General features: G+C 63.7%; 25 protein-coding genes. 13 read left to right on the plus strand and 12 right to left on the minus strand.

Translation table 11 applies throughout. The features are described 5' to 3' along the window. Nucleotides 1–16: 16 nt before the first annotated feature. Nucleotides 17–391, minus strand: coding sequence for a response regulator (locus tag BRA1253DRAFT_RS18000; protein WP_007596606.1), 375 nt, complete (start codon nt 389–391; stop codon nt 17–19). Between the two features lie 129 nt (nt 392–520). Between BRA1253DRAFT_RS18000 and BRA1253DRAFT_RS18005 the strand changes: the two genes are divergently transcribed. Next, nucleotides 521–1,354: an SDR family oxidoreductase gene (locus tag BRA1253DRAFT_RS18005; protein WP_007596608.1), complete on the plus strand. Its 834-nt coding sequence runs from the start codon at nt 521–523 to the stop codon at nt 1,352–1,354. A gap of 190 nt (nt 1,355–1,544) precedes the next feature. On the opposite strand, the gene BRA1253DRAFT_RS18010 is transcribed toward BRA1253DRAFT_RS18005, so the two are convergent. Continuing rightward, nucleotides 1,545–2,351 carry a lytic murein transglycosylase gene (locus BRA1253DRAFT_RS18010; protein WP_007596610.1) on the minus strand — a complete coding sequence of 269 codons (807 nt, stop codon included), beginning with the start codon at nt 2,349–2,351 and terminating at the stop codon, nt 1,545–1,547. A 158-nt stretch (nt 2,352–2,509) separates the two neighbouring features. Here BRA1253DRAFT_RS18010 and BRA1253DRAFT_RS18015 point away from each other — a divergent pair, with 158 nt between their 5' ends. Both BRA1253DRAFT_RS18015 and BRA1253DRAFT_RS18020 read left to right on the plus strand, forming a co-directional pair. Further along, nucleotides 2,510–3,448, plus strand: a complete 939-nt coding sequence (locus tag BRA1253DRAFT_RS18015; RefSeq protein WP_007596612.1) for an OmpA family protein — start codon at nt 2,510–2,512, stop codon at nt 3,446–3,448. 623 nt (nt 3,449–4,071) lie between these two features. Continuing rightward, complete coding sequence (locus BRA1253DRAFT_RS18020) at nt 4,072–4,308, plus strand: hypothetical protein (protein ID WP_007596614.1); 237 nt, start codon at nt 4,072–4,074, stop codon at nt 4,306–4,308. 18 nt (nt 4,309–4,326) lie between these two features. Here BRA1253DRAFT_RS18020 and BRA1253DRAFT_RS18025 read toward each other — a convergent pair whose 3' ends face one another. The 3 genes from BRA1253DRAFT_RS18025 to dnaG all read right to left on the minus strand — a co-directional run bounded on the left by BRA1253DRAFT_RS18025 (nt 4,327) and on the right by dnaG (nt 9,457). Continuing rightward, nucleotides 4,327–4,707: a thiol-disulfide oxidoreductase DCC family protein gene (locus tag BRA1253DRAFT_RS18025; protein ID WP_371261371.1), complete on the minus strand. Its 381-nt coding sequence runs from the start codon at nt 4,705–4,707 to the stop codon at nt 4,327–4,329. Between the two features lie 209 nt (nt 4,708–4,916). Continuing rightward, complete coding sequence (gene rpoD / locus BRA1253DRAFT_RS18030; protein ID WP_007596618.1) at nt 4,917–7,067, minus strand: RNA polymerase sigma factor RpoD; 2,151 nt, start codon at nt 7,065–7,067, stop codon at nt 4,917–4,919. Nucleotides 7,068–7,444: 377 nt separating this feature from the next. Further along, a complete protein-coding gene (gene dnaG, locus BRA1253DRAFT_RS18035; RefSeq protein ID WP_007596620.1) occupies nt 7,445–9,457 on the minus strand; it encodes a DNA primase in 2,013 nt (670 codons plus the stop codon). A gap of 159 nt (nt 9,458–9,616) precedes the next feature. On the opposite strand from dnaG, the gene BRA1253DRAFT_RS18040 reads away from it, so the two are divergent. From BRA1253DRAFT_RS18040 to BRA1253DRAFT_RS18050, 3 genes are all read left to right on the plus strand, one after another. Continuing rightward, entirely contained in the window at nt 9,617–9,928 is a 312-nt protein-coding gene (locus tag BRA1253DRAFT_RS18040; protein WP_007596621.1) for a BrnT family toxin, read from the plus strand. 25 nt (nt 9,929–9,953) lie between these two features. Then, nucleotides 9,954–10,193, plus strand: coding sequence for a BrnA antitoxin family protein (locus BRA1253DRAFT_RS18045; RefSeq protein ID WP_245285940.1), 240 nt, complete (start codon nt 9,954–9,956; stop codon nt 10,191–10,193). Between the two features lie 70 nt (nt 10,194–10,263). Then, complete coding sequence (locus tag BRA1253DRAFT_RS18050; RefSeq protein ID WP_007596625.1) at nt 10,264–10,827, plus strand: chlorite dismutase family protein; 564 nt, start codon at nt 10,264–10,266, stop codon at nt 10,825–10,827. Here BRA1253DRAFT_RS18050 and BRA1253DRAFT_RS18055 read toward each other — a convergent pair. Together BRA1253DRAFT_RS18055 and BRA1253DRAFT_RS18060 are read right to left on the minus strand one after the other, a co-directional pair. Then, nucleotides 10,824–11,222, minus strand: coding sequence for a gamma-glutamylcyclotransferase (locus BRA1253DRAFT_RS18055; RefSeq protein ID WP_035993593.1), 399 nt, complete (start codon nt 11,220–11,222; stop codon nt 10,824–10,826). The two genes, BRA1253DRAFT_RS18050 and BRA1253DRAFT_RS18055, sit on opposite strands and share 4 nt — an antisense overlap. A gap of 90 nt (nt 11,223–11,312) precedes the next feature. After that, nucleotides 11,313–12,224, minus strand: a complete 912-nt coding sequence (locus BRA1253DRAFT_RS18060) for a transglutaminase family protein (protein WP_007596629.1) — start codon at nt 12,222–12,224, stop codon at nt 11,313–11,315. Nucleotides 12,225–12,315: 91 nt separating this feature from the next. Between BRA1253DRAFT_RS18060 and BRA1253DRAFT_RS18065 the strand changes: the two genes are divergently transcribed. Then, on the plus strand, nt 12,316–13,122 hold the full coding sequence (locus BRA1253DRAFT_RS18065; protein ID WP_007596632.1) for an N-formylglutamate amidohydrolase: 807 nt from the start codon (nt 12,316–12,318) through the stop codon (nt 13,120–13,122). An 11-nt stretch (nt 13,123–13,133) separates the two neighbouring features. On the opposite strand, the gene BRA1253DRAFT_RS18070 is transcribed toward BRA1253DRAFT_RS18065, so the two are convergent. The 3 genes from BRA1253DRAFT_RS18070 to BRA1253DRAFT_RS18080 are packed head-to-tail and all read right to left on the minus strand — an operon-like array spanning nt 13,134 to nt 15,793. Continuing rightward, a complete protein-coding gene (locus BRA1253DRAFT_RS18070) occupies nt 13,134–13,754 on the minus strand; it encodes a LysE family translocator (protein WP_007596634.1) in 621 nt (206 codons plus the stop codon). A 45-nt stretch (nt 13,755–13,799) separates the two neighbouring features. After that, a complete protein-coding gene (locus tag BRA1253DRAFT_RS18075; RefSeq protein WP_007596636.1) occupies nt 13,800–14,315 on the minus strand; it encodes a hypothetical protein in 516 nt (171 codons plus the stop codon). 29 nt (nt 14,316–14,344) lie between these two features. Next, nucleotides 14,345–15,793: an LVIVD repeat-containing protein gene (locus tag BRA1253DRAFT_RS18080; RefSeq protein ID WP_007596638.1), complete on the minus strand. Its 1,449-nt coding sequence runs from the start codon at nt 15,791–15,793 to the stop codon at nt 14,345–14,347. 116 nt (nt 15,794–15,909) lie between these two features. Here BRA1253DRAFT_RS18080 and BRA1253DRAFT_RS18085 point away from each other — a divergent pair, with 116 nt between their 5' ends. From BRA1253DRAFT_RS18085 to BRA1253DRAFT_RS18095, 3 genes are read left to right on the plus strand one after another with little or no spacing between them, the layout of a single operon-like run. Beyond that, nucleotides 15,910–16,224, plus strand: a complete 315-nt coding sequence (locus BRA1253DRAFT_RS18085) for a helix-turn-helix transcriptional regulator (RefSeq protein ID WP_007596640.1) — start codon at nt 15,910–15,912, stop codon at nt 16,222–16,224. Next, complete coding sequence (locus tag BRA1253DRAFT_RS18090) at nt 16,217–16,687, plus strand: SRPBCC family protein (RefSeq protein WP_007596642.1); 471 nt, start codon at nt 16,217–16,219, stop codon at nt 16,685–16,687. Before BRA1253DRAFT_RS18085 ends, BRA1253DRAFT_RS18090 begins: the two co-directional genes overlap by 8 nt. Beyond that, nucleotides 16,684–17,196 (plus strand): SRPBCC family protein, encoded by a 513-nt coding sequence (locus BRA1253DRAFT_RS18095; RefSeq protein ID WP_007596644.1) that lies wholly within the window; start codon nt 16,684–16,686, stop codon nt 17,194–17,196. Before BRA1253DRAFT_RS18090 ends, BRA1253DRAFT_RS18095 begins: the two co-directional genes overlap by 4 nt. Before the next feature lie 18 nt (nt 17,197–17,214). Here the strand turns inward: BRA1253DRAFT_RS18095 and BRA1253DRAFT_RS18100 are convergent, their stop codons facing one another. Beyond that, complete coding sequence (locus tag BRA1253DRAFT_RS18100) at nt 17,215–17,394, minus strand: hypothetical protein (RefSeq protein ID WP_035995268.1); 180 nt, start codon at nt 17,392–17,394, stop codon at nt 17,215–17,217. Between the two features lie 392 nt (nt 17,395–17,786). Here BRA1253DRAFT_RS18100 and BRA1253DRAFT_RS18105 point away from each other — a divergent pair, with 392 nt between their 5' ends. Both BRA1253DRAFT_RS18105 and BRA1253DRAFT_RS18110 read left to right on the plus strand, forming a co-directional pair. Then, on the plus strand, nt 17,787–18,593 hold the full coding sequence (locus tag BRA1253DRAFT_RS18105; protein WP_007596646.1) for a transglutaminase family protein: 807 nt from the start codon (nt 17,787–17,789) through the stop codon (nt 18,591–18,593). After that, a complete protein-coding gene (locus tag BRA1253DRAFT_RS18110) occupies nt 18,593–18,784 on the plus strand; it encodes a hypothetical protein (RefSeq protein WP_007596652.1) in 192 nt (63 codons plus the stop codon). Before BRA1253DRAFT_RS18105 ends, BRA1253DRAFT_RS18110 begins: the two co-directional genes overlap by 1 nt. Nucleotides 18,785–18,811: 27 nt before the next feature. Here the strand turns inward: BRA1253DRAFT_RS18110 and BRA1253DRAFT_RS18115 are convergent, their stop codons facing one another. Continuing rightward, on the minus strand, nt 18,812–19,585 hold the full coding sequence (locus BRA1253DRAFT_RS18115; RefSeq protein ID WP_007596654.1) for a DUF2189 domain-containing protein: 774 nt from the start codon (nt 19,583–19,585) through the stop codon (nt 18,812–18,814). 316 nt (nt 19,586–19,901) lie between these two features. On the opposite strand from BRA1253DRAFT_RS18115, the gene BRA1253DRAFT_RS18120 reads away from it, so the two are divergent. Next, a complete protein-coding gene (locus BRA1253DRAFT_RS18120) occupies nt 19,902–22,130 on the plus strand; it encodes an ATP-binding protein (protein WP_007596656.1) in 2,229 nt (742 codons plus the stop codon). The last annotated feature ends 14 nt before the right edge of the window (nt 22,131–22,144 follow it).

Consider the following 22,144-nt stretch of genomic DNA (forward strand, 5'->3'; position numbering starts at 1 on the left):
CCAGCCGGACCGACCGTCAGGACAGCTGTGCGATCTCGGCCTCTCGGAGCACGTCGAGCGGCGCCCAGGGCTTGGCCCAGAACTTTGCGCCGTCGGGCAAGGCCTGCATCAAGGGGCGGCCGGAAGTGACGACGATGTCGAGCCTGGGGTTGCGGTCCTTGGCGACGTGCGCGAGCTCGACCCCGTTCATGCGGCCGGCAAGCTGGACGTCGGTCATCATCAGGCAGAGCACGCCCGCGCTTTTGTCGAGCACCAGCTCGGCCGCCTCGGCGCTCTCGCACTGAATGACGTCGTAGCCGCTTTCTTCGAGAAGAAGACTGAGCATCTCCCTCTGCATGAGGTCGTCTTCCACGATCAGTGCGGTGGCGCGAAATGGCTGTGCTTGTCCCATCGGCGGCTCCCAATGCTGCCTGTCTTCATCAAGTAACGTAGGTTAAGGTGGGAACCGCGATGCGGTTCGGTTCCAATATGAAAAAATGTAAATCATAGTTCCGCTCGAGAGGCTCGACGGGGGATCATCATGACTGCGATCCGCGGCGCCGCCGCCGTCACCGGAGCGGCAAGCGGCATCGGCCGCGCGCTGGCGATCGAGCTTGCGCGGCGCGGCTGCGATCTCGCGCTCGCCGATCGCGAGGAGGCCGGGCTGAAGACGCTCGCGGCCGAGATCGGAGCTGCATGCAAGGTCAGCCTGCATCGCCTCGACGTCAGCGAACCCGACGACATCGCGCAGTTCGCGCGTGAGGCGACCGTCGCGCATCCCGCGCTCGGCATCGTCGTCAACAATGCCGGCGTGGCGCTGATGGGCTCGTTCGAGGAGATCGACCAGGCGCAGATGGACTGGCTGTTCGACATCAATTTCTGGGGCGTGGTGCACGGCACGCGCGCCTTCCTGCCGCATCTGAAGACGATGGGCGAGGCGCACATCGTCAACCTGTCCTCGATCTTCGGCATCATCGCCCCACCGGGACAGTCGGCCTATGCCGCGGCGAAATTCGCGGTGCGCGGCTTTTCCGAGAGCGTGCGGCACGAGCTTGCGATGGCGGGCAGCGCCGTGAGGCTGTCGGTGGTGCATCCCGGCGGCGTCGCCACCGCTATCGCCCGCAATTCGCACACCGGGGTCGGCGTCACCGACAATGCGCGCCGGTCGCAATCGATCGAGCGGTTCGAGAACGCAGCCAAGACCACGCCGCAAGACGCCGCGCTGCGCATCATCAGGGGCATCGAAAGAAACGAGCCACGCATCCTGATCGGTAACGACGCGCGCTTCATGGATCTCCTGCAGCGCTTCCGCCCGGGAACGTACTGGGCGCCGTTACAGCGCAAGCTGGAGAGAATGGCGAAGGGGACGAAGTGAGGCATGAGGCGAATGGCATCATTCACCCGCGGCCGTCGTCCTGGCGAAAGCCAGGACCCATAGCCACCGAATTCAGTTTGGCGAAGACTGCCAGTTACCAGGTACGTGACTGCCAGTCGTTGTAACGAGTCCCGCCTGGGGTAATGGGTCCTGGCTTTCGCCAGGACGACGGCGGAGAGACGTCACGCCCTCACTGCCCCGCCAGCCGATCGGCAAAATACCCGATCGTCCTGCGATAGATCACCGCCCTGTTCCATTCGCGCATGGCTTCGAAATTGGCGGTGCCTTCGCCGTAAGGCTGGCCCATCTTGAAGCCGCTGGTGTGGAGCAGGTTCGCGGTCGAGGCGAGCACGTCGGGGACGCTGTGGCGGAGATCGACATGGCCGTCGCCGTCGAAATCGACGCCGTACTTGACGTACGACGACGGCAGGAACTGGGTCTGGCCGATCTCGCCGGCATAGGCGCCGATCAGGTCGCGCAGCGGCAGGTCGCCGCGCTGCACGATCTTCAACGCCGCAAGCAGCTCGCCCTGGAACAGCTCGGTGCGGCGGCAGTCATGCGCGAGCGTCGCCAGGGTGCGGATCACCGGCAGCTTGCCGATGTCGCCCTTGCCGAAATCGCTCTCCAGCCCCCAGATCGCAACTAGGATATAACGGGGCACGCCGAACTGCTGTTCGATGCGCGACAGCAGTGCGGCGTGGCGCTGCAGCAGTGCCTTGCCGCCATTGATGCGGCCAGGGCCGACACGGGTCGAGACATACTGCTCGAAGCTCTTGTTGAAGGTGTAGCGCTGGCGCCGGTCGAAGGCGAGCACCGCGCCGTCCTGCTGCACACCGCTGAGCGCCGCGCTGGTCACGCTCGCCGAGACGCCGGCGGCTTGCGCTTCCGAGGTCATGCTGGCGACAAAGCTGTTGAAGTCGCCGCCGCAGCGCGCGGCCTGCGCCGATCCGCCGGCCAGACAGGCGATGAAGGCGATGGCCAAGGCGTATTTCGACATTCGGATGAATCCTACAGGGAATGGGCGGGGAAGGCAGCGCGCGATCATGCCCGGGAACCGGATTCGCGTCAAAGCGGCAAATCCCCGCCAGAACCGATCGCATCCTGTCTGCGACAAATCAAATGCGCTCGCCCCCTCCCCAACCGATCGAGATGACCATGTCTATGTCCATGTCGCGCCGCATGCTCGGCGTCCTCGCATCGCTCTCCCTCACCCTGACGGCCGCTTCCGCGCAGACGCGCGATGTGGCCGGTGGCCGCGACTATCCCGGCATCGGCCGGTTCGCCGGCAGCGTCATCACCGGCTATGTGATGAAGGATTTTGACGCGGCGCGGATGCAAGCGGCTCCCTTCAGGGACGGTCAGCCCGCCGATGCGCGGCGGCTCGAGGGCCGCGTCTTTCGCATCGCCTATCGCACCAATCCCGGCCCCTCGATCCTGGAAGTGTCGCGCAATTTCGAGACGCAGTTGACCAAAGCCGGTTTCGAGACCCTGCTCACCTGCGACACCGATGCCTGCGGCGCCATTCCCTTTACCGAAGCCATCGACACGTTGCCGGTCCCGCAGATGTGGGTCGATGGTTTCAACTACCGTTACTACGCCGGCCGCAAGACCGAGGGCGGGCGCGAGACCTTCGCCAGCGTCCTCGTCAGCCAGAACAACCAGGACATCACCGCGCAGGTCACCGTCGCCGAGCTCGGCGCCATCGCGAACAAGATGGTGGACGCCGCCGCGATGGCGAAGGGGCTTGGCGAGACCGGCCACATCGCGCTCTATGGCATCTATTTCGACACCGACAAGGCCGTGCTCAAACCGGAAAGCCGCCCGACGCTGGAGCAGATCGCAAAGCTGCTGACGAGCCAGCCGCAGCTCAACGTCTTCATCGTCGGCCACACCGACAGCCAGGGCGCCTATGAATACAATCTCGACCTGTCGAAGCGCCGCGCCGAAGCCATCGCAGCCGAGCTGGTGAAGAACTTTCGCATCGCGCAGGCGCGGTTGCGCACTGCCGGTGTTGGATTGCTGGCGCCGGTCGGCCCGAATGCAACGGACGCAGGCCGTGCGCTCAACCGGCGCGTGGAGCTGGTGGCGCCGTGAGAACGGTGCATGCGGCACTCGTAACGTGATGGGAACAGCGTGAAGGGCGAAAACGGATTAACATATGTTTGTCAGCGCGACTTCTGCACGCACGCGGGAATACGTGCAGGCAAACGCGCGTTCTGACAAGGCGCGCAGCGCTCGCTGCGTTGCGTTGCGTTGCGAGAGCAGGAAATATGAACAAAGTGCTTTAGCCGTCCAAGCAATTGCTTTGATGCTGATCGAAACGCGATGTCGCGACCACTGCATATCTCATGCGCTCGCTGCGACATCGCAGCGCCAACGATTTGCCTTGCCATGGCATGGCGCCGGTTATAACATTCTATTCTAGGTTGTCGCCCTGCCAGCCCCGGGCGACGCTGAAGACCAAAATAAACGGCGGGCTTCGCGGCCCGCCGTTTGTTGCGGCAAGGGTGAGGCAAGGCTGAAGGTAAGGGTCTCCTCGAAGGAGCGCATCGGGTTTTACGAAGCGCTGGACGCTTCCACCCGACATCCAAGCGCCGCGCAAACGGGTTCGTCGATCGATCGCCCAGCCAGTTCTGCCGCAGCAGCGTCCGCAGCCGGCCTCCGGAAACCTGCCAAAGTCATTTGACTATGGCCCCCTGATCGACGAAAAGCCGGCCATGGCCAAAAAACCCGGAACCAATCCCAAGGGCGAATTCGCCTTTTTCAACGTCTTCTATGAAGACGGCTCCCAACGCTCCAACCGGCGCGTGCCCGCCGAATTGCTCGGCGGCCTCGACGGCGACGAGCCGGCCCGCGCCTTCATCATGGAGCAGGACCGCGAGATCGCCGAAAAATCCGGCCGCCCGGCGCTGGAGATCAAGAACCTCGAGCGGGTCGGCGCGAAGAAGAAATAGGCCGATCCAGGCAGGCGCTCACCAGCGCCCGGCCCGCCTGTTCCAGGCAAACAGCAGATCGGCAAACCGGTCATAGAAGAACCGGGTGAACGGCAGCGCCACGCGATTGCCGAACAACCCCGCAAGCCACCCCTCTCCCGGCGTCAGCCTCCACAGCGCAATCGCGACATCCGCGCCGACGATAAGTCGGCCGGCCTCATCGGTCGCATGCAGGCGGCGCCTGATATCGTCGAGCGTGGCGCCAAAGTGCGCCAGCGCATCGGGCTGCTCGTTGATATCCCTGAATTCGATCGTGCCCGCGCGCACCAACGCGAGCAGCTTGTTGCGCTGCCAGTCGATGCCGGCATCGCAGACAGGGCAGCGGGTGTTGTACCAGACGGTGAGGTGAGCCGGCATCATCGAAGCATAAATGTCGATCTGCGCCACGTCGAGGCAGGAGCCATCCATTCGGCATTGCAAGATCGATGCACCTTTCTCATCGGAAGTATAATCCGATAGAAAGCTGATGAGGCTCTTTGGCTGAACGCGGTCGAAGTAGGCGCGAACGAAAACGGCGGGCTTTCGCCCGCCGTTATTGTCTCAACAACCGCCAAGTCGCGGCGCTTGAACTAGTTATCCAAGAAGCTCCGCAGCTTCCGCGACCGCGACGGATGCTTCAACTTCCGCAGCGCCTTCGCCTCGATCTGACGAATACGCTCGCGGGTCACGCTGAACTGCTGGCCGACTTCTTCCAGCGTGTGGTCGGTGTTCATGCCGATGCCGAAGCGCATGCGCAGCACGCGCTCTTCGCGGGGGGTGAGCGAGGCCAGCACGCGCGTGGTGGTCTCGCGCAGGTTCGACTGGATCGCGGCGTCGATCGGCAGGATCGCGTTTTTGTCCTCGATGAAATCGCCGAGGTGTGAATCCTCCTCGTCACCGACGGGCGTCTCCAGCGACAACGGCTCCTTGGCGATCTTGAGGACTTTTCGCACTTTCTCCAGCGGCATGCCGAGCTTTTCGGCCAATTCCTCAGGAGTCGGCTCGCGGCCGATCTCGTTGAGCATCTGGCGCGAGGTGCGCACGATCTTGTTGATCGTCTCGATCATGTGCACGGGAATGCGGATGGTGCGCGCCTGGTCGGCGATCGATCGGGTGATCGCCTGCCGGATCCACCACGTGGCGTAGGTCGAGAACTTGTAGCCGCGGCGGTACTCGAACTTGTCGACCGCCTTCATCAGGCCGATGTTGCCTTCCTGGATCAGGTCGAGGAACTGCAGGCCGCGGTTGGTGTATTTCTTGGCGATCGAGATCACGAGACGGAGGTTGGCTTCCACCATCTCCTTCTTGGCCTGGCGGGCTTCGCGCTCGCCCTTCTGCACCGAGTGCACGATCTTGCGGAACTCGATGATCTCCAAGCCGGTCAGGGCCGCGAGCTGATGCACCTCGTGGCGAAGGTCCTTGATGCGGTCCTTCTCGTGATGGACGAAGTTCTTCCAGCCCTTGGCCGACAGCTTCGAGACACGGTTGAGCCACCGCGGATCGAGCTCCGAGCCGGTGTAGTTGCGCAGGAAGTCCTCGCGCGCGACGCCGTGGCTGTCGGCGAGGCGCATCAGGCGGCCCTCATGCGAGACGAGGCGCTTGTTGATGTCGTAGAGCTGCTCGACCAGTGAGTCGATACGCGCCTGGTTGAGGCGCAGCGACTTCACCTCGACGATGATCTCGTCCTTGAGCTTGCGGTACTTGCGCTCCTGGTGCGGCGACAGCGAGGGGCCGTGCGAGGTGCTCTCGAGCTGGTTCTGGATGTCCTGCTCTTGCAGCTTGCGCAGCTTCTTGTAGCTGTCGGCGATCTTGTCGAAGATCTCGACGACCTTCGGTTTGAGCTCGGCCTCGATCGCCGCAAGCGACATCTGGTTCTCGAACTCGTCGTCCTCGTCCATGTCGGCTTCGGCGGCGGACTCCGCCGGATCCTTCGCGGCTTCGCCGGCATTGCCGGGCACAGGCGCGGCGCGGAACGGGGTCGGCGACGGCGGTGCGGCGGGCGGCGCGACATGCGCGGGCGCGGCGCCGGTGACCTGGCCGCCTTCGGCCGGCGCTTCACCGGTCTCACCGTTGGGACCCGCGATCATCGCATTGTTCATGCCGGCCTTGGCGTCGGGCCCGGCATAGGTGGCTTCGAGATCGATGATGTCACGAAGGAAGATCTTTCCTTCGTTGAGCTCGTCGCGCCAGATGATGATGGCCTGGAAGGTCAGCGGGCTCTCGCACAGCCCTGCGATCATCGCCTCGCGGCCGGCCTCGATGCGCTTCGCAATCGCGATTTCGCCTTCGCGCGACAGCAGCTCGACGGTGCCCATCTCGCGCAGATACATGCGCACGGGATCGTCGGTGCGCTCGCCCGGCTCGCTCTTCTTGACCTCGGTGACGGCCTTCTGGGTGACTTCGACCAGCTCGTTGTCGGTCTCGTCCTCGCCGCTCTCGTCCTTGTCTTCCTCGCCTTCGCTATCGTCGGCTTCGGTGACGTTGATGCCCATGTCCGAGAGCATGGACATGATGTCCTCGATCTGCTCGGGCGAGGTCTGGTCGGACGGCAAAACTTCGTTGAGCTGATCGAAGGTCACGAAGCCGCGCTTCTTGGCCTGCTTGATCATCTTCTTCACGGCCGCGTCGGACAGATCGAGCAACGGCGAGGGCGCGTCCTGGGAGTCCTTCTCCGGCGCGTCCGCTGCCTTGTCGTCTTTTTCCTTGTCCTTCGCCTGCAGCGTCTTTGCCTTGGTGGCCATCCATTGCTCCTAAACGCGTTTCACACAGACGTTCGCCGCGCCCGCGTGAAATCACTTGAACCTGTTGTTCGATGCTCTCGCTTCGTCAGATCTCGACACGGAAAGGGCGGCGCGGACCTCTTGTCGCCACCCCCGACCTTTCACTCGCCGGATTTGCCTAACGCTTCGTAGAGCCTCTTTGTCGCAGCGGTTGCAGGTATAGTGCCAACAGCAATTGCGCGGATTCATTCCTGACGCATCTGTTCTGCCTGCGGCCGCCTGGTGGCCAAAGTGCTACAAGACCGTTAAGCCTCGATTAACCCTGTTTTTGCCGCCAAACCTCGGATTTGGCGAGTCTTTTAGCGGTTCCGGCCCCGGCCGTCCGCATGATTCTTTCATCACACGCTCTTCTGGAACCGACCCGACAGCTCGCCAAAACCCTCGATGAGGGCCTCGGTGCCATCGACTTCGCCTATCCGAGCCTTGACGTCGCGCAGCCACGCCATGTTGGCCTCGCTGGGATCTTCCCCCAAGGCCAGCTCGGCGTCTTTCAGCTCTCTAAGTAGTGAATGGTACTGCCGATGCAAGGCAACCAGCTGATGCCAGGTGGAGAGAACGTCGTCCCGTGCCGCGCCCTCGCGGGCGCCCCACACCGCCGCGGTCGTGATGCCGCCCTCAACCCTTTGAAGAGCCTGAGAAAAACCTCCCTTCTCGAGATCGCTGCGCATTTTCTCGGCGAGCTCGCCAGGGTCCGGCGAATGGTGATGGTCGTTGGCAAAAGCGGCGATGATGCCGGCCCGGAGCTTATGGACCTCGGGATGGGCGAGCTCCAGGGCCGCGACTTCCTCGAGGTGATCGTGCAGCAGCCAGGGGTGGTTGATCAGGATTTGCAGGATCAGGGCCTCGCGGCGGGAGATGGCGCTGCGCTGACCGCGCATGATCGGGCTTGCCGCGAGCTGCGCGCTCGCCGCTTGGTAGGGCCCGGAGGGCAGCTGGATCGGACCGGGCGGGCCGCGGCGGCCTCCAAATCCCTGATTGCCGAATCGATTCGCGCCTCCCCCACCACGGGGCTGAAACTGACGACCGGCCGAGCCGGGGCGGAAATTACCACGGCCGCCGCCAAAGCCGCCGCGCCCGCCTTCGGGGGCAAAGGCGCGCTGAAGCCGCTCGGCAAGATCCTGCCGATAATAACGCCGCACTACTTCGTCGCGGATGCCGTTGGAGAGCTCCTTGATGCGCGCCTCCAGCGCGGCGCGGCGCTCGGGCGTCGCGAAATTGCCGCCTTCGAGCTCGCGCGACCAGATCATCTCGGCGAGCGGACGCGCCGCCGCGATCACCTCCTCGATCGCACCGCGACCGCCGGAGTGCACGAGATCGTCGGGGTCCTGCCCTTCCGGCAGCAGCGCGAAACGAAGACTCTTGCCCGGCGCGAGGAACGGCAAGGCGAGATCCGCGGCACGATAAGCCGCCTTCTGGCCGGCGCGGTCGCCGTCGAAACAGAGGATCGGCTCGTCCGCCATCTTCCAGAGCAGCGCGAGCTGGTTTTCGGTGAGTGCAGTGCCGAGCGGCGCCACGCTGCCGGCAAAGCCCGCGGTGACCATGGCGATGACGTCGACATAGCCTTCGACCACGACGAGGGCGCTGCCGTCATGGGTGGCCTTGCGCGCGGTCTGGTGGTTGTAGAGATTGTCGCCCTTGTGGAAGAGCGGCGTCTCCGGCGAGTTCAGGTACTTGGCCGGAACGTCCTTCTCCAGCGCGCGCCCGCCGAAGGCGATGACGCGGCCGCGCAGATCCGTGATCGGAAACATCACGCGATCGCGGAAGCGATCATAGGGCACCGGGATGTCGTTGCCTGCCACCAGCATGCCGGTCTCGATCATGTCGTCGACGGAGACGCCGAGCTTGCCGAGATGCTCTTTCAGTGCGAAGCGATCGGGCGGCGCATAGCCCAGCCGAAACTGCAATTGCGTCGCCGGCGAGATCGCACGATCGGCGAGATAGCCGCGCGCCTTGGCGCCGACGCGCGAGGCCAGCGTCTCGGCAAAGAACTTCGCCGCGAGATCCATCACGTCGTGCAGCGAGCGGCGCCGCTGCTCCTGACGCGCCGCATCCGGCGTCACCGCCGGCAGCGGAAGGCCCGCCATATTGGCGAGCCGCTCCACGGCCTCCGCGAACGGCAGGCCGTCGGTCTCCATCACGAAGCTGATGATGTCGCCGTGCTTGCCCGAGGAGAAGTCGTGGTAAAAACCCTTCTGGTCGTTGACGTAGAAGGACGGCGTCTTTTCCTGCTGGAACGGCGACAGCCCCTTCCACTCGCGCCCCGCCTTCTTCAGCTTGACGCGCTTGCCCACGACTTCGGAGACCGAAAGCCGGGCACGCAGCTCGTCGAGGAATTGGGGCGTGAAGCGCATGGCGGAATGGAACTCTGTCAGCTCGGCCGCGTGAAGCGCCCACCTCAGAAAGGCGAACGCCGGCCTTGCTTCAACGCCTTATTTAATGTTCATGATATGTTCAGTCCATATCCACAGGCTTGATAATCCAAAAATACGATTGTATATACAGAGAAACTGATGCCGGATTTCAGCTCTCTCGCGTCTGCCGGGTTTGAATGGGACGAAGAGAAGAACCGGACTAATCTGATCAAACATGGCATCAGCTTCGACGATGCCAGTCAGGTCTTCTACGAACGTGTCGTCATCAAACGGTCGAATCGCAACGACGAAGAGCGGTGGATCGCGATCGGAAAACTCGACGACCGACTTCTGACAGTGATCTTCACGCGAAGAGACAAAGCGATCCGTATCATTTCAGCGCGACGTCCGAGGCCAGATGAAAAAAGAGCATATCGTGAAGCGTCGATGGGGAGATCGCCGCAAGGGTAATAGTGATTGGGCCCGTGTCGATGCAATGACGGACGAGGAATTGGAAGCCTCGATCGCAAATGATCCCGACTGGGCGGAGTTCAAGGACGTCGACTGGTCGGACGCCGTGCTGGTGATGCCGCCGAGGAAGAAGGCGATCTCCATCCGCCTCGACGAGGACGTGCTCGACTTCTTCAAGCGCGATGGCGAGGGCTATCAGCGGCGCATCAATGCGGTGCTGCGCTCCTTCATGCAGCAGAAGTCGAAGCCGAAGAAGCGGGCTTGATCCGGAGAATATCTTCGGAGGCTCGTGACAGAAGCCTTGAACCCGCCCCGGTTCCACGCTTCCATGGGCCATGTTCAGGACCTTCCGAGGCGGCCAGAGCGGGGGTTGGCGCATCACCTCGATTTCGCCCGTCACGGGCGAGCCCCTCGCCTTCATGCCGGCGCTGTCGGTCACCGACAGCGAGGCCATCGCATTGCCGCTGGTGCCCTCGCGCAATGCCTGGCGGCTGGTCGGTGTCGCGAGCAGCTTGCGCTACACCGAGCGCGGCGAGAAGGAGCAGCTCACTGCCATGCAGGCCGGCCTCGGCCGGCTGGAAGCAACCAGCGCCGCGCTGATCCCGATCCGCAAGTCGCAGGCCTGGTGGGATCTGACCCAGGAAGAACGCCGCAGGATATTTGAAGACAAGTCGCATCACATCGCGAGCAGCCTGCGCTTCCTGCCTGCGATTGCGCGGCAGCTCTATCATTGCCGCGACCTTGGCGGGCCCTTCGATTTCCTAACCTGGTTCGAATTCGCGCCCGCGCACGCCTCGCTGTTCGAGGAGCTGGTCGCGATGCTCCGGCGGACCGAGGAGTGGACCTATGTCGAGCGCGAGGTCGACGTGCGCGCGGTGAAGGAAGTGCTTTCGGCCTAGTGATCGAGGAAGCGGCCGGATTCGATGCGCGGCAGATCGGTGACGGGCCAGTTGTAGATGTAAGTCCAGGCCGGTGCCGTCACCCCGTCCGCGCCTGTCACGTCGACCAGCCGGCGCAGATATTCGGTCGGCTCGGGAAAGCCCTCACCGCAGGCCTCGTACATGTCGAGCTCGCGCAGGAGCTCGTCGGGTACGCGCAGGTGGAAGAGTTCGCCGTGGACGCGGTCGGACGGCACATCGGAGAGCAGCAGCCCCGGATAATGCTTCACCAGAACGAGCCGGCCGCGGCAGGTCGCTTCACTCAGAAAATCCGCGTGCCCGGCAAGCAGCCGCGCCATCGGATGGTCGAAGCCGCGCATCAACGTGCCGTAGACGAAAAGACGATTGGAGATCATGCGGGCTCTATAGCTGCGAATGATGCAGAGCGACAGCGCCACACATTCCATGGTCGTCCTGGCTTTCGCCAGGACGACGGCGGTGAGCGTCTACGAAACTTCGGCTTCCAGCTCCTCGCCGCTGCGTTGCTCGTCCGACACCACCCTGATGGTCACGTCCATGGCATCGAACGCGCCCGCAGCGCCGATATAGACGCCGTGCAGCGGGATCGCCTGGCGCGGATCGCGTGCGACCGCGACGCGGATGAGGTCGCGGGTGCCGACGATGCCGTTGGTCGGATCGAACTCAATCCAGCCCGCGCTCGGCAGGTAGACCTGCACCCAGGCATGCGTCGAACCACCGCCGACATGGCGCTGCTCGATATCCTCCGGCAGGAAGATGTAGCCGGAGACGAATCGTGCGGCGATGCCGAGATGGCGCAGCGCCTCGATCATGAACAGCGCGTAATCGCGGCAGGTCCCGCTACCGGACTGCAAGGTGTCGAGCGGATGCTGCGTGCCCAACTCGTGGCGCTTGCGGTATTTAAACCGCTCGCGGATGCCGTGGGTCATGCCGCTCAGAATCTTGAAGGTCGGCGTCGGCGCGTCCTCGTCGAGAAAGCCGCGCGCCCATTCCGCGATCTCGCCGTCGGGATCGGTATATTGCGGCGTGATGTAGTGGACGAGGTCGGGAAATTCCTCGTCGTCATAGGCGAACGGATAGAAATAGGCCGAGTCGTCCGGCGTCAGCGCGAACTCCTCGACCGGATTGTGCTCGACGGTGACGTGCCAGTCGAAGACCAGCGTGTCCGCGCGCTCGTCGAAATTCGCGATCGCGACCGAATTGCCGAACACGTCGTGGATCCAGTGCAGCGACATCGGCTCGGGCGAGATCTCGAGCCTGGAGTCGAGCACGCGCAGATCATGCCCGTCGCTGGGACGCAGCATGATCCTGTGTTCGCCGAACGCCACAGGGCGGGTGTAGCGATATTCGGTCTTGTGATGAATCGTCAGCAGCGGCATCGTCAGGCAATCATGGTGATGTCGGGCGGACCAATCTATAGCAATCCAGCCCGATTCTTTGGGGTGACTGCTGTTTCATTAGGCAATCAGGATGGCTTTAGACACAATCGAGGCGACCAATCAACTCCTCAGCGAGGGTGACGTCCCCCCGGTGCACGAGGTGAATGCGCAAGGGACATCGCCTTTTTTGCTCACCTCGGACCACTACGGACGGGTCCTGCCGCGTACGCTTGGCGATCTGGGCGTCGCGGGAGGCGAACTGACGCGGCATATCGCCTGGGACATCGGCATCGCGGGGGTTGCCGACCGGCTGGCAGAGATGCTGGGCGCACATCTGATCGCCCAGCGCTATTCGCGGCTGGTGATCGACTGCAACCGGCCGCCGGCCGCCATGAGCTCGATCCCCGTGATTTCCGAAGCAACCGCGATCCCGCGCAACGAGGGAATTTCGGAGCAGGAGCGCAAAGCGCGCAGGCGCGAGATTTTCGAGCCCTATCACCGCCGTATCGATGCCGCGATCGACCGCCGCGTGCACGACAAGCGGCCGACGGTGCTGGTGTCGCTGCACAGCTTCACCCCCGTTTACGCCGGCGTCGCGCGTCCCTGGCACATCGGCGCGCTCTACAATCGCGACACCGTGCTGCCGCAGCTGCTGCTCAAGCATCTGCGCAGCGAGGGCGATCTCGTCGTCGGCGATAACGAACCCTATGCGGTGAACGACCTCACCGACTACACCATCCCCGTGCATGGCGAAGCCCGCGGCCTCGTCAACACCGGCATCGAGATCCGCCAGGATCTGATCGCCGACCAGTCCGGCCAGCAACAATGGGCCGAGCGGCTGGCGCGGATTTTCGCGGAGATCGAGCTGGAGCTGCGGGCGGCGAGGCTGGTCGATTAGCCCGATGGCGGTTATTTCGCCCTGGTCAGCGCCAGCCAGATGCCGCCGCCGATCATGAAGCCGCCGGAGATGCGCGACATCATGCGGGTGCGGCGAGCCGAGAAGAACTTTCGGGCACGCCCGGCGGCGATGGCGTAGAGCGCGTCCGTCATCACCGCAGTGACCATGAAGGTAGCTCCCAGCAGCGCGACCTGCGGGAAGTGGTCGCGGTTCATGTCCATAAACTGCGGGATGAAGGCGCCGAAGAACACCAGCACTTTCGGGTTCGACAGCAGCACCAGGAAACCTTGCAGGAAGAATCCGCCGCGCGGCGGCGCCGGCGGCTCGTCCACCTTGACGCCCTCGACCGGCGCCCAGATCAGCTTGATGCCGAGCCAGACCAGATAGGCGGCGCCGGCAAAGCGCACCCAGTCGAACCAGTAGCCCATGGTCGCCATGAGTGAGGTCAGGCCGACCGCGACGATGCCGATGACGATGGCGAGGCCGGCCTGCGCACCGGCCACATTGGTCAGCGCCGCACGCGTGCCGTGACGCAGCCCGTTGGCGATGACGAGGGTGACGATCGGCCCCGGCAGCAGCGCGAGCGCGATGCAGGCGGCAAGGAAGGCGAGATAGGCTTGCAGAGACATCATGGGGAGGACTCGCTGAGAGCGGTTTGGGACATTAATGCATGACCCTCAGTTTCCGTCCAGCGCAGCCGTCACCCACGTCTTCATCTCCGGCGTCTGCAGGAACACGAGCACCGCGCGCTGCATCACGCCTGTTCCCCCGCTTCCCTGCGCAGCCGCAACGAAGAGATCGCAGCCCCGTGAGACGGCGATGCCGAGCGCGGCGTGACGAGTGTGGTCGGGCCTATCCAGATCATAGCGCCTGGCACGGCCGCGCATCGCTCCAATGCCAACTTCCTCACCCGGCGCGACGGCCGCAAAGCGCGGGCTGATCAGATCTATATCCGCAACACGATCGACCTCGTCGTCATCGGCGACACCGCGGTCACAGCTGCAAAAGCCGCGTTTTGCGCGCAGGTACAGCTCAGTGCCGGCGCAGGCGCCATCGCAACGGAACGCGCGCCCGGACGGCCAGCCGTCGCGCGGGAACGGCCAGGCGATCTCGCGCCAGCGCGCCGTCTCTTCGGCGGGTGCCGGCGCAAGCTGATAGGTCGCGACCCCGGACACACCGAGTGCGATCACCATTGCTGCTAACGCTGCCCCACGCCGCATCGTCAGGTCTTCGGCAGACCGGCGACGGCGCGCGCGGATCCGGTCAATTCGAGAATGTGCAGGCCGGTATTGGCGCGATCGACGATGTAGACATATCCGCGGTCGTCGGTCTCGACATTGTTGGTCTGGATCGCGACCTTGCAGCGTTGGCCGCCCTCGATCGGGATGCAGCGCTTGTCGGTCGCGCTCGTGATCGACGGAATGAAGTAGCCGACTTCCTTAGGATGATAGGGGTCGCGGATGTCGAGCGCGCGCACGCCGGCATTGAAGAAGGCGATGAAAGCCATCTTCTTGTAATAGACCGGCGCCATGCTCTCGTTCGCGGAATGCGAACCAAAGCGGCCGCCGCGCTGGCAGAACTGTCCGCTCGCCTCCGGCACGGTGTAGCTCGAGATCATCATCGGCCGCGTCTCGGTGGTGACGTCGGCAAACCAGACCATCTGCCGCGCCTCGCCGCATTCGTTGAGGATCGCCTCGTCGACGATCATGACGATGTCTCGGGTCTTGCCGTCCTTGTCCTCGGCAAATTCCGCAACCGGCATGTCGAGCATCGGAAACGTGGTGCGTGCGCCGTTGAAGGCGGACATCGGCAGGCGCGAAATCTCCGGAAAACGCAGATTGTCCGGCGTCGGCTCCTTCGGCCCGTTCAAGAGCTTGTCGCGATCGACGATCTGCAGGATGCCGCCCTTGTTGGTGCCGTAGCCGAAAAAGACACGATTGCCGTTGGGCCCGGTCGAGATCGGTCCATGCAATTCGGTCGGCACCGGGCCGGTCGAACCGGGCTCCTGACCGGGCAGGCCAAAATCCCTGATCTTCTGTGGATGGGCGGGATCACTGAGATCATAGACCTGCGTCATGCGCCGCGTGCGCCAGTCCGGCGCGCCCGAGACCAGGAAGGCAATGCCGGTGTCGCACTCCCACCAACTCTTGTGCGTGTCCTTCAGACCGTCAATGCGCGTGATGAGCACCGGGCTTGCGGGATCGGAGACGTTCCAGATCTCATGCGCCTGACCACCGAAAGTGCGCAGCATGTAGACCGCATTGGAATCCCCTTTCGGCAGCGATTTGCCGTCGCAGACCCGCACCATCTGCGCGCCGCCAGATTCATACTTGCCTTCCTGCCCCGGCAGGTGCCGCAGATACTTTGGCTTCGCGGGATCGGTGACGTCGACGATCGAGGTTCCGTTCGGCTCGGCCTGCCCCGTCATCGGATTGACGGGCGCGGGCACATCGTCAGTGCCGCCGTGATGACCGATATAGGCGATCCAGCGGTCGCCCTGGTGATGAATGGTCGGCTGATACGCGCTGCGCGCCTGAAGGTCGCTCACACCGACCAGCTTCATGTTGGAAGCTTCAGGCGGCGCGCCGATGGTCTGCTCCTGTTGTGCCTGTGCCGCGATGCTGCAGGCAGAAACGGCGAGGCCTATCGCAAGCGGGACCCAACGGAACATCAAAGTCCTCCCGGAACCAATCTGTGTTGGCTGAGCGTTGACGCTAGCACAGCCATTTGCTGGCGCCAAAGAGACCATCTTGACAGGCAACCATTTGGTTGCCTATTATCGCCGCCATGGATGAGGTCTTCAAAGCGCTCGCCGATGCGTCACGACGGTCGCTGCTCGACAGGCTTCACACCAGGAACGGCCAGACGCTGAACGAGCTCTGCGAAGGCCTCGCGATGACGCGCCAGGCGGTGACCAAGCACCTTGCCATTCTGGAAGACGCCAATCTGGTCACGACCATCAGGCACGGCCGCGAGAAGCTGCACTATCTCAATCCGGTTCCGATCCATCAGATCGGCGAACGCTGGATCAGGAAATTCGAGCGAGGCAAGCTCGCCGCACTCGGCGAGTTGAAACGCCAGTTGGAGAAGCGTGATGAGTAAGCCGCAATTCGTCTATGTCACCTACATCGAGACCACGCCAACGAGGCTGTGGGAGGCGCTGACATCAAGCGAGTTCAGCAAGCAATACTGGTTCGGCGCCGAGGTCAGATCCGACTGGAAAATCGGCTCCCCTTTCGCGCTGCTGCTGGATGGCGAGACCACCGATTCCGGCGAGATCCTCGAAGCCGATCCGCCACGGCGGTTGTCCTACAGCTTCAAGCATGAGAAATATGAGGAGCTGCGCAGTGAGCCGATCTCGCGCGTCGTGTTCACCATCGAACCATTCGGCTCGCTCGTGCGTTTGACGGTGCTGCATGACGGCTTCGTCGAAGGCGGCAAATATCTCGGCGCCGTTTCCAACGGCTGGCCGGCGATCCTGTCCGGTCTCAAGAGCCTGCTGGAAAGCGGCAAAGTGCTGGCCATTCCGCGTGCAGCCCTCAACAAGGGATTCGATGCAAGATGAACCTCGATCAGTTCAAGCCGCTCACCGTCTACACGATTTACATCGCCGCGACGCCGGACAAGGTGTGGGAGGCGCTGACCTCCGCCGAGTTCAGCCGCAAATACTTTTCCGGCTTTGCGGTTGAGATGGAGCCAAGACTCGGCGGCAAATTCATCGTCCGCGCGCCTGACGGGTCGGAACACATCTCGGGTGACGTGTTCGAATACGATCCGCCGACCAAGCTGACGGTGACGTGGAACGTCAACTGGCCCGACCTCGTCGCGAAGCTCGGCACCACGCTTGTCACTTATGAGATCGAACAAGCCGGCGAGGCCGTCCGCCTCACCATGAGCGAACGTCACGACCGTCCGCTCAGCGACGACATCCTCTCCGGCGGCCGCACCGGCTGGCCCGCAATCCTGTCGGGGCTGAAGAGCCTGCTGGAAACGGGCAAGGCGCCGCAGATCAAGATGGCGCCGCCGGTGCAGATGCTGGAAGCGTTGAAGGCGATGGGTATCAAGACGCCGTAGCGGACGAATTCCGCCCCGTCATCGCTTCTTCTTCACCGGTGGCGGATTGATTTCGTCGATCTTGCGACTGCAATCCGCTTCCGAGCCGTGCGGGCCCGAGACAAAGGTCCCGCTGACCTTGATCGCGTACCAGCCCGACTCGACGCCGAGCCGGAGCGCTTCTTCTGTCTTGACGTGCCGTGGGGAGAGAGCTTGCATCTGGTGCTTTCGGTTGGCGTTCGATCTCATGATCGAATCGCGGTGAAACCTTCAGGCGTCCGCGGCACGCGCCTGCCGCGCCCGTCTCACCCGCTGGAGCGGGCAATATGCGCAACGACGGCTGCTGCGACGTCGCGATGAGTCGGCTCCGCCGGTGCGAGGAAATGAGGCGCTTCACGTCGCGCGAATAGTCGTGGCGCTGCATAGGCGCAGAAACGACAGATCTTTCGACATTCCCGCACCGTGCGCGCAATCGCCGCAATTAGCTATCGTTTTCTCACCCGTGCCGCACTTTTGAAGTGCCAAATGCCGCGCGCGAGCGAATAAGCCGTCAAAGCCTTGTGATCGGCGGCTTCGTAGCCATGTTGGGAGCTTAGCCAAGGGAAAAACGTATGAAGCTCCGCGTCGGGTTTGAGATGCTGTACGAATTCCCGCAGCCCACGCCCATGATCATGGTATTGGGCACGCACTTCACGCGCGCCTCCGATGTCATCGTGCCCGACCTGGTGACCACCAGACCCTCGGTTCCGATCACTCCCTATCGCGACCTCTTCGGCAATTGGTGCAGCCGCATCGTGGCGCCGGCCGGCGCCTTTCGGCTTGCCGGCGACGGCGTCGTGAGCGACAGCGGCCTGCCCGACCCGGTGTTCCCGAACGCGGCTCAGCACGCCGTCGAGGCGCTGCCGACCGACACGCTCGTCTATCTGCTCGGCAGTCGCTATTGCGAGACCGATCGCCTGTCGGATATCGCATGGAAACTGTTCGAGCACACGCCGCCAGGCTGGGCGCGGGTGCAGGCCATCTGCGATTTCGTTCATCGTCACATCGCTTTCGGCTATGAGCACGCGCGCGCAACCAAGACGGCGCGGGAAGTCTACGACGAAGGCAAGGGCGTGTGCCGCGACTATGCTCATCTTGCCATCGCGTTCTGCCGCTGCATGAACATCCCGGCGCGCTACTGCACCGGCTATCTCAGCGACATCGGCACGCCGAAGCCCTGGGCCGTGGGAGATTTCGCCGGCTGGTTCGAGGCTTATCTCGGCGGAAGCTGGCACATGTTCGATCCCCGCAACAACACGCCGCGGATCGGCCGCGTTCTGATCGCGCAAGGACGCGATGCCGCGGACGTCCCGATCACCCAGACCTTCGGTCCGAATAAGCTAGTCAATTTCAAGGTATGGACCGACGAGGTTGCCTGATGACAGACAACAGCGTTGCGCTCAGCGCGGATGAATTTGCGTCCTTGGCCGAGATCGGCAAGGGCAAGGCGCAAGGCGAAATTCCGCAAGCGCACGGCGAGCGCCTGACCAACCTCGGTTATGCGATCAGGCGCCTCGGCGAACTCGAACTGACCTCATCCGGCGAGCGTCGGCTGGCATCGGGTGAATAGCTCGCTGCCGTTGCGTTCGGCTTCCTGCTACGCCACCGGCACCACGATCCGCCGATAAAGATGCCAGGTCGCGTGCCCGAGCACGGGCAGCGTCACCACCAACCCCAGAAAATACGGCAGCGCCGAGACGATCAGGACCATCACGATCACCGCGGCCCAGCCAATCATCGGCAGCGGGCTGGCCACGACCGCGCGCACGCTCGTCACCATCGCCGTGACGAAATCGACCTCGCGGTCGAGCAGCAGCGGAAACGACACCACGGTCAGCGAGAACAGGATCAGCGACAGCACCGCGCCAACCGCGTTGCCGATGCCCAGGAACAGCAAGCCCTCGTTCGTGGTCAGCACCACCGTCATGAATTCCTGTAGGCTCGAGAACGAGGCATGCAGGCCAAGCAGCAGCGCGATCAGAAGCCGCACCTGATACATCCAGACCACGAACACGAACAGCGTAACGAAGGCCATCCAGCCGATCTCGCTGCGCGCGCGCACGGCCGACCAGATCGCGCCGAGCGAGACGGGCTCGCCGCGTTCGCGGCGGCGGCTGACTTCATAGAGCCCGATCGCCACGAATGGCCCGAGCAGCGCGAAACCGGCGGCCAGCGGATAGACCAGATAAACCATGCCGAACGCAGTGAAGCACAGCATGATGGCGATGCCGCCGGCGGCGTAGAGCCCACCGAAGCAGAGGCCGTAAAGCGGCAGCGCCTGGAAATCACGCAGGCCTTCGACCAGCGCCTCGGCGATGTCGGTCGCCGCGACGGGACGCACCACCGGATCGACTTTGCCCGAAATGGACATCAGCTACCTCCTCGTTGGCCGGCGCGATCTCCGTCGCGCGCGGATTGACCTTGATCTTAGCGTCCCCGCGGCCAGCGCGCACGCGCGAGTTGGATTGCTGCACGACGGTATCCCGACGCCGCCGGCGCAGACCGAGGAAAGCCGTCGCGCCGGCGGCGGCGCTCCGTTCGGGGAGCTCATCCGTGCTGCACGCGGCTCTGAATCTTTCCCGCCGAGGACTTTTTCGGCCCGTTGCCTATGGACTGAGCGGAGGATGGTGCCGCAAATTGGGTCCTTGAACGAGCACCTGCGATGACCAGAGTGGACCGTCCGACCGATGAGCTTGCGTACCCGGCTACTGATACTCGTCATCGCGGCCATGCTGGTGCCGGCGAGCCTCGTCGGGCTGCGTTTCGTGCAGAACCGGAGCAGTGAGATCAACGCCGCCCTGGCCAATCTGGCGGCGTCGGCCGACGACATTGCCAGCGATCTGAGTGAGAAGATTCAAGGAACCGCGCAGCTTCACTACGGTCTGGCCCGAGCGCGCGACATCGACACGCGCGACAAGGCGGCATGCTCGGCGTTTCTGTCGGACGTGCGCGAGGAATACCCTCAGTTCACGGGAATCCTGACGATCGACCCGGACGGCAGCCTGTTCTGCGACTCGCTGCGGACCAACCGCACCCTCGATCTGAGGGATCGCGCCTATTTCAAGCAGGCCCTGGTCTCGCGCAGCGTCGTGGTTGAGCCGGTATTCGGCCGGCTGACCGGAACATCGGTGCTCCAGATCGCATATCCGGTGCGATCGGAGGCGGGTGCGCTGAAGCTGGTGCTGCTCGCCTCGTTCAACCTGCGCAAATTCGCCGAGTATCACCACAAGCGGCTGCTCGCCGAGAAGGATATCCTGCTCATCGACGGCAAGGGCACCGTTCTTGTCGCCCCCTCGGGAGACGGCTGGACCGCGCCCGTGGGCGCGTCGATTGCGGGATCCGATCTGCTCCGCTTCGCGGCGGCTCCCGATCAAAAAGCATTTCAGGAAGTGACCGATCGCGACGGCCGCACGCAAGTCTGGGCCGTCGCCCACTCACCTTCGATCCGTGATGCCGGCCTCTACATCCTGGTCGGACGCTCCAAGGACGGATTGGTCGCGGCGGCGAATCGCCGGCTCTACGAGGACATGGCGATCCTCGCGGTGGCCTTGCTGCTGCTGCTCGCCGGTGTATGGATCCTCGCGACCGTGAGCGTCGGGCGCCAGGTCGGGCGGCTCGCCAACATGGCGAAGAGACTCGGGCTCGGCGATCTCAGCGCGCGAATTCCTCCTCCCCATCCGCGCGGCGAGCTGGGCGGATTGATGACCCTGCTCAATGGCACCGCCGAGTCGCTTGAGCAGCAACGCGCGGCCATCGCGGACCTCAACCAGAGGCTCAGCCAATCCCAGAAGATGGAGGCCATGGGCCAGCTCACCGGCGGCGTGGCGCATGACTTCAACAACCTCCTCACCGTCATTCTCGGCAATTCGGAGCACCTTGCCGACAGGCTGACGGGAAACAAGGAATTGCACCGGATCGCCGGCGACATCGCGACAGCCGCCGAACGCGGCTCCGACCTGACGCGCAGCCTGCTCGCCTTCGCGCGCAAGCAGCCCCTGAGGCCGCGAGACATTGACATCGGTGAGAAGATTCAAGAGATGGAGCACTTGTTGCGCCGCCCCTTGGGCGAGCACATCGAATGCACCTTCGCGCTCGCACCGGACCTGTGGTTGATCAGCGTCGATCCCGGCCAGCTAACGACTGCGCTGCTCAATCTCGTGCTCAACGCGCGCGATGTCATGCAGTTGGGCGGCAGGCTGACCATCGAGGCGCGCAACGTCTCGCTCGGCGAATCCGACTTGGACATCAATGGCGAACCGCGACCAGGCGACTATGTCATGGTGGCCGTGACCGACACCGGCAGCGGCATGACCGCCGAGGTGGCGAGCCGGGCGTTCGAGCCGTTCTTCACCACGAAGGAGGTCGGCAAGGGGACCGGGCTTGGCCTGAGCATGGTCTACGGGTTTGTGCGGCAGTCCGGCGGATTGGTGCAGATGCAGTCTGCGCCGAGGCAAGGCAGCGCAGTCAGGCTGTTCTTTCCCCGCCTGGCCACGCCGCCAAACGAGGACGCCTCACCCGCCGAAGGGATCGTCGCGCGCGAAGGAAGCGAGACCATTCTCGTCGTCGAGGACAACGACATGGTTCGGACCTATGTCGAAAGCGAGCTGAAGACGCTCGGCTATCGCGTCATCACAGCCGCGAGCGGCCCGGCTGCGCTTGACCTGTTGCACCAGTCCGGGGACATCGACCTGCTGTTCACCGACGTCGTGATGCCCGGCGGCATGTTCGGGCCGGAGCTTGCCAGGCAAGCAATCCAGCTGCGGCCCGGGCTCAAGGTGCTCTTCACCTCCGGCTACAGCCAAAATCCGGTCAAGGCCCCCGACGGGATTGGCGATGCCCGCGTGCTGACCAAGCCGTTCCGGCGGCGAGACCTCGCCGCGATGCTGCGGTCCGCGCTGTCGGCGCCGTCGCGGTGAGATGACGGTGTGCT

This window comes from Bradyrhizobium sp. WSM1253 (genome assembly GCF_000244935.1).
GTDB lineage: Bacteria > Pseudomonadota > Alphaproteobacteria > Rhizobiales > Xanthobacteraceae > Bradyrhizobium > Bradyrhizobium canariense.

What these genes read in the sequence shown, in the direction of transcription:
- BRA1253DRAFT_RS18000 (WP_007596606.1), bottom strand. Translation starts at nt 391, where the DNA reads ATGGGACAAGCACAGCCATTTCGCGCCACCGCACTGATCGTGGAAGAC.
- BRA1253DRAFT_RS18005 (WP_007596608.1), top strand. Translation starts at nt 521, where the DNA reads ATGACTGCGATCCGCGGCGCCGCCGCCGTCACCGGAGCGGCAAGCGGC.
- BRA1253DRAFT_RS18010 (WP_007596610.1), bottom strand. Translation starts at nt 2,351, where the DNA reads ATGTCGAAATACGCCTTGGCCATCGCCTTCATCGCCTGTCTGGCCGGC.
- BRA1253DRAFT_RS18015 (WP_007596612.1), top strand. Translation starts at nt 2,510, where the DNA reads ATGTCTATGTCCATGTCGCGCCGCATGCTCGGCGTCCTCGCATCGCTC.
- BRA1253DRAFT_RS18020 (WP_007596614.1), top strand. Translation starts at nt 4,072, where the DNA reads ATGGCCAAAAAACCCGGAACCAATCCCAAGGGCGAATTCGCCTTTTTC.
- BRA1253DRAFT_RS18025 (WP_371261371.1), bottom strand. Translation starts at nt 4,707, where the DNA reads ATGATGCCGGCTCACCTCACCGTCTGGTACAACACCCGCTGCCCTGTC.
- rpoD (WP_007596618.1), bottom strand. Translation starts at nt 7,067, where the DNA reads ATGGCCACCAAGGCAAAGACGCTGCAGGCGAAGGACAAGGAAAAAGAC.
- dnaG (WP_007596620.1), bottom strand. Translation starts at nt 9,457, where the DNA reads ATGCGCTTCACGCCCCAATTCCTCGACGAGCTGCGTGCCCGGCTTTCG.
- BRA1253DRAFT_RS18040 (WP_007596621.1), top strand. Translation starts at nt 9,617, where the DNA reads ATGCCGGATTTCAGCTCTCTCGCGTCTGCCGGGTTTGAATGGGACGAA.
- BRA1253DRAFT_RS18045 (WP_245285940.1), top strand. Translation starts at nt 9,954, where the DNA reads ATGACGGACGAGGAATTGGAAGCCTCGATCGCAAATGATCCCGACTGG.
- BRA1253DRAFT_RS18050 (WP_007596625.1), top strand. Translation starts at nt 10,264, where the DNA reads ATGTTCAGGACCTTCCGAGGCGGCCAGAGCGGGGGTTGGCGCATCACC.
- BRA1253DRAFT_RS18055 (WP_035993593.1), bottom strand. Translation starts at nt 11,222, where the DNA reads ATGATCTCCAATCGTCTTTTCGTCTACGGCACGTTGATGCGCGGCTTC.
- BRA1253DRAFT_RS18060 (WP_007596629.1), bottom strand. Translation starts at nt 12,224, where the DNA reads ATGCCGCTGCTGACGATTCATCACAAGACCGAATATCGCTACACCCGC.
- BRA1253DRAFT_RS18065 (WP_007596632.1), top strand. Translation starts at nt 12,316, where the DNA reads ATGGCTTTAGACACAATCGAGGCGACCAATCAACTCCTCAGCGAGGGT.
- BRA1253DRAFT_RS18070 (WP_007596634.1), bottom strand. Translation starts at nt 13,754, where the DNA reads ATGATGTCTCTGCAAGCCTATCTCGCCTTCCTTGCCGCCTGCATCGCG.
- BRA1253DRAFT_RS18075 (WP_007596636.1), bottom strand. Translation starts at nt 14,315, where the DNA reads ATGGTGATCGCACTCGGTGTGTCCGGGGTCGCGACCTATCAGCTTGCG.
- BRA1253DRAFT_RS18080 (WP_007596638.1), bottom strand. Translation starts at nt 15,793, where the DNA reads ATGTTCCGTTGGGTCCCGCTTGCGATAGGCCTCGCCGTTTCTGCCTGC.
- BRA1253DRAFT_RS18085 (WP_007596640.1), top strand. Translation starts at nt 15,910, where the DNA reads ATGGATGAGGTCTTCAAAGCGCTCGCCGATGCGTCACGACGGTCGCTG.
- BRA1253DRAFT_RS18090 (WP_007596642.1), top strand. Translation starts at nt 16,217, where the DNA reads ATGAGTAAGCCGCAATTCGTCTATGTCACCTACATCGAGACCACGCCA.
- BRA1253DRAFT_RS18095 (WP_007596644.1), top strand. Translation starts at nt 16,684, where the DNA reads ATGAACCTCGATCAGTTCAAGCCGCTCACCGTCTACACGATTTACATC.
- BRA1253DRAFT_RS18100 (WP_035995268.1), bottom strand. Translation starts at nt 17,394, where the DNA reads ATGCAAGCTCTCTCCCCACGGCACGTCAAGACAGAAGAAGCGCTCCGG.
- BRA1253DRAFT_RS18105 (WP_007596646.1), top strand. Translation starts at nt 17,787, where the DNA reads ATGAAGCTCCGCGTCGGGTTTGAGATGCTGTACGAATTCCCGCAGCCC.
- BRA1253DRAFT_RS18110 (WP_007596652.1), top strand. Translation starts at nt 18,593, where the DNA reads ATGACAGACAACAGCGTTGCGCTCAGCGCGGATGAATTTGCGTCCTTG.
- BRA1253DRAFT_RS18115 (WP_007596654.1), bottom strand. Translation starts at nt 19,585, where the DNA reads ATGTCCATTTCGGGCAAAGTCGATCCGGTGGTGCGTCCCGTCGCGGCG.
- BRA1253DRAFT_RS18120 (WP_007596656.1), top strand. Translation starts at nt 19,902, where the DNA reads ATGAGCTTGCGTACCCGGCTACTGATACTCGTCATCGCGGCCATGCTG.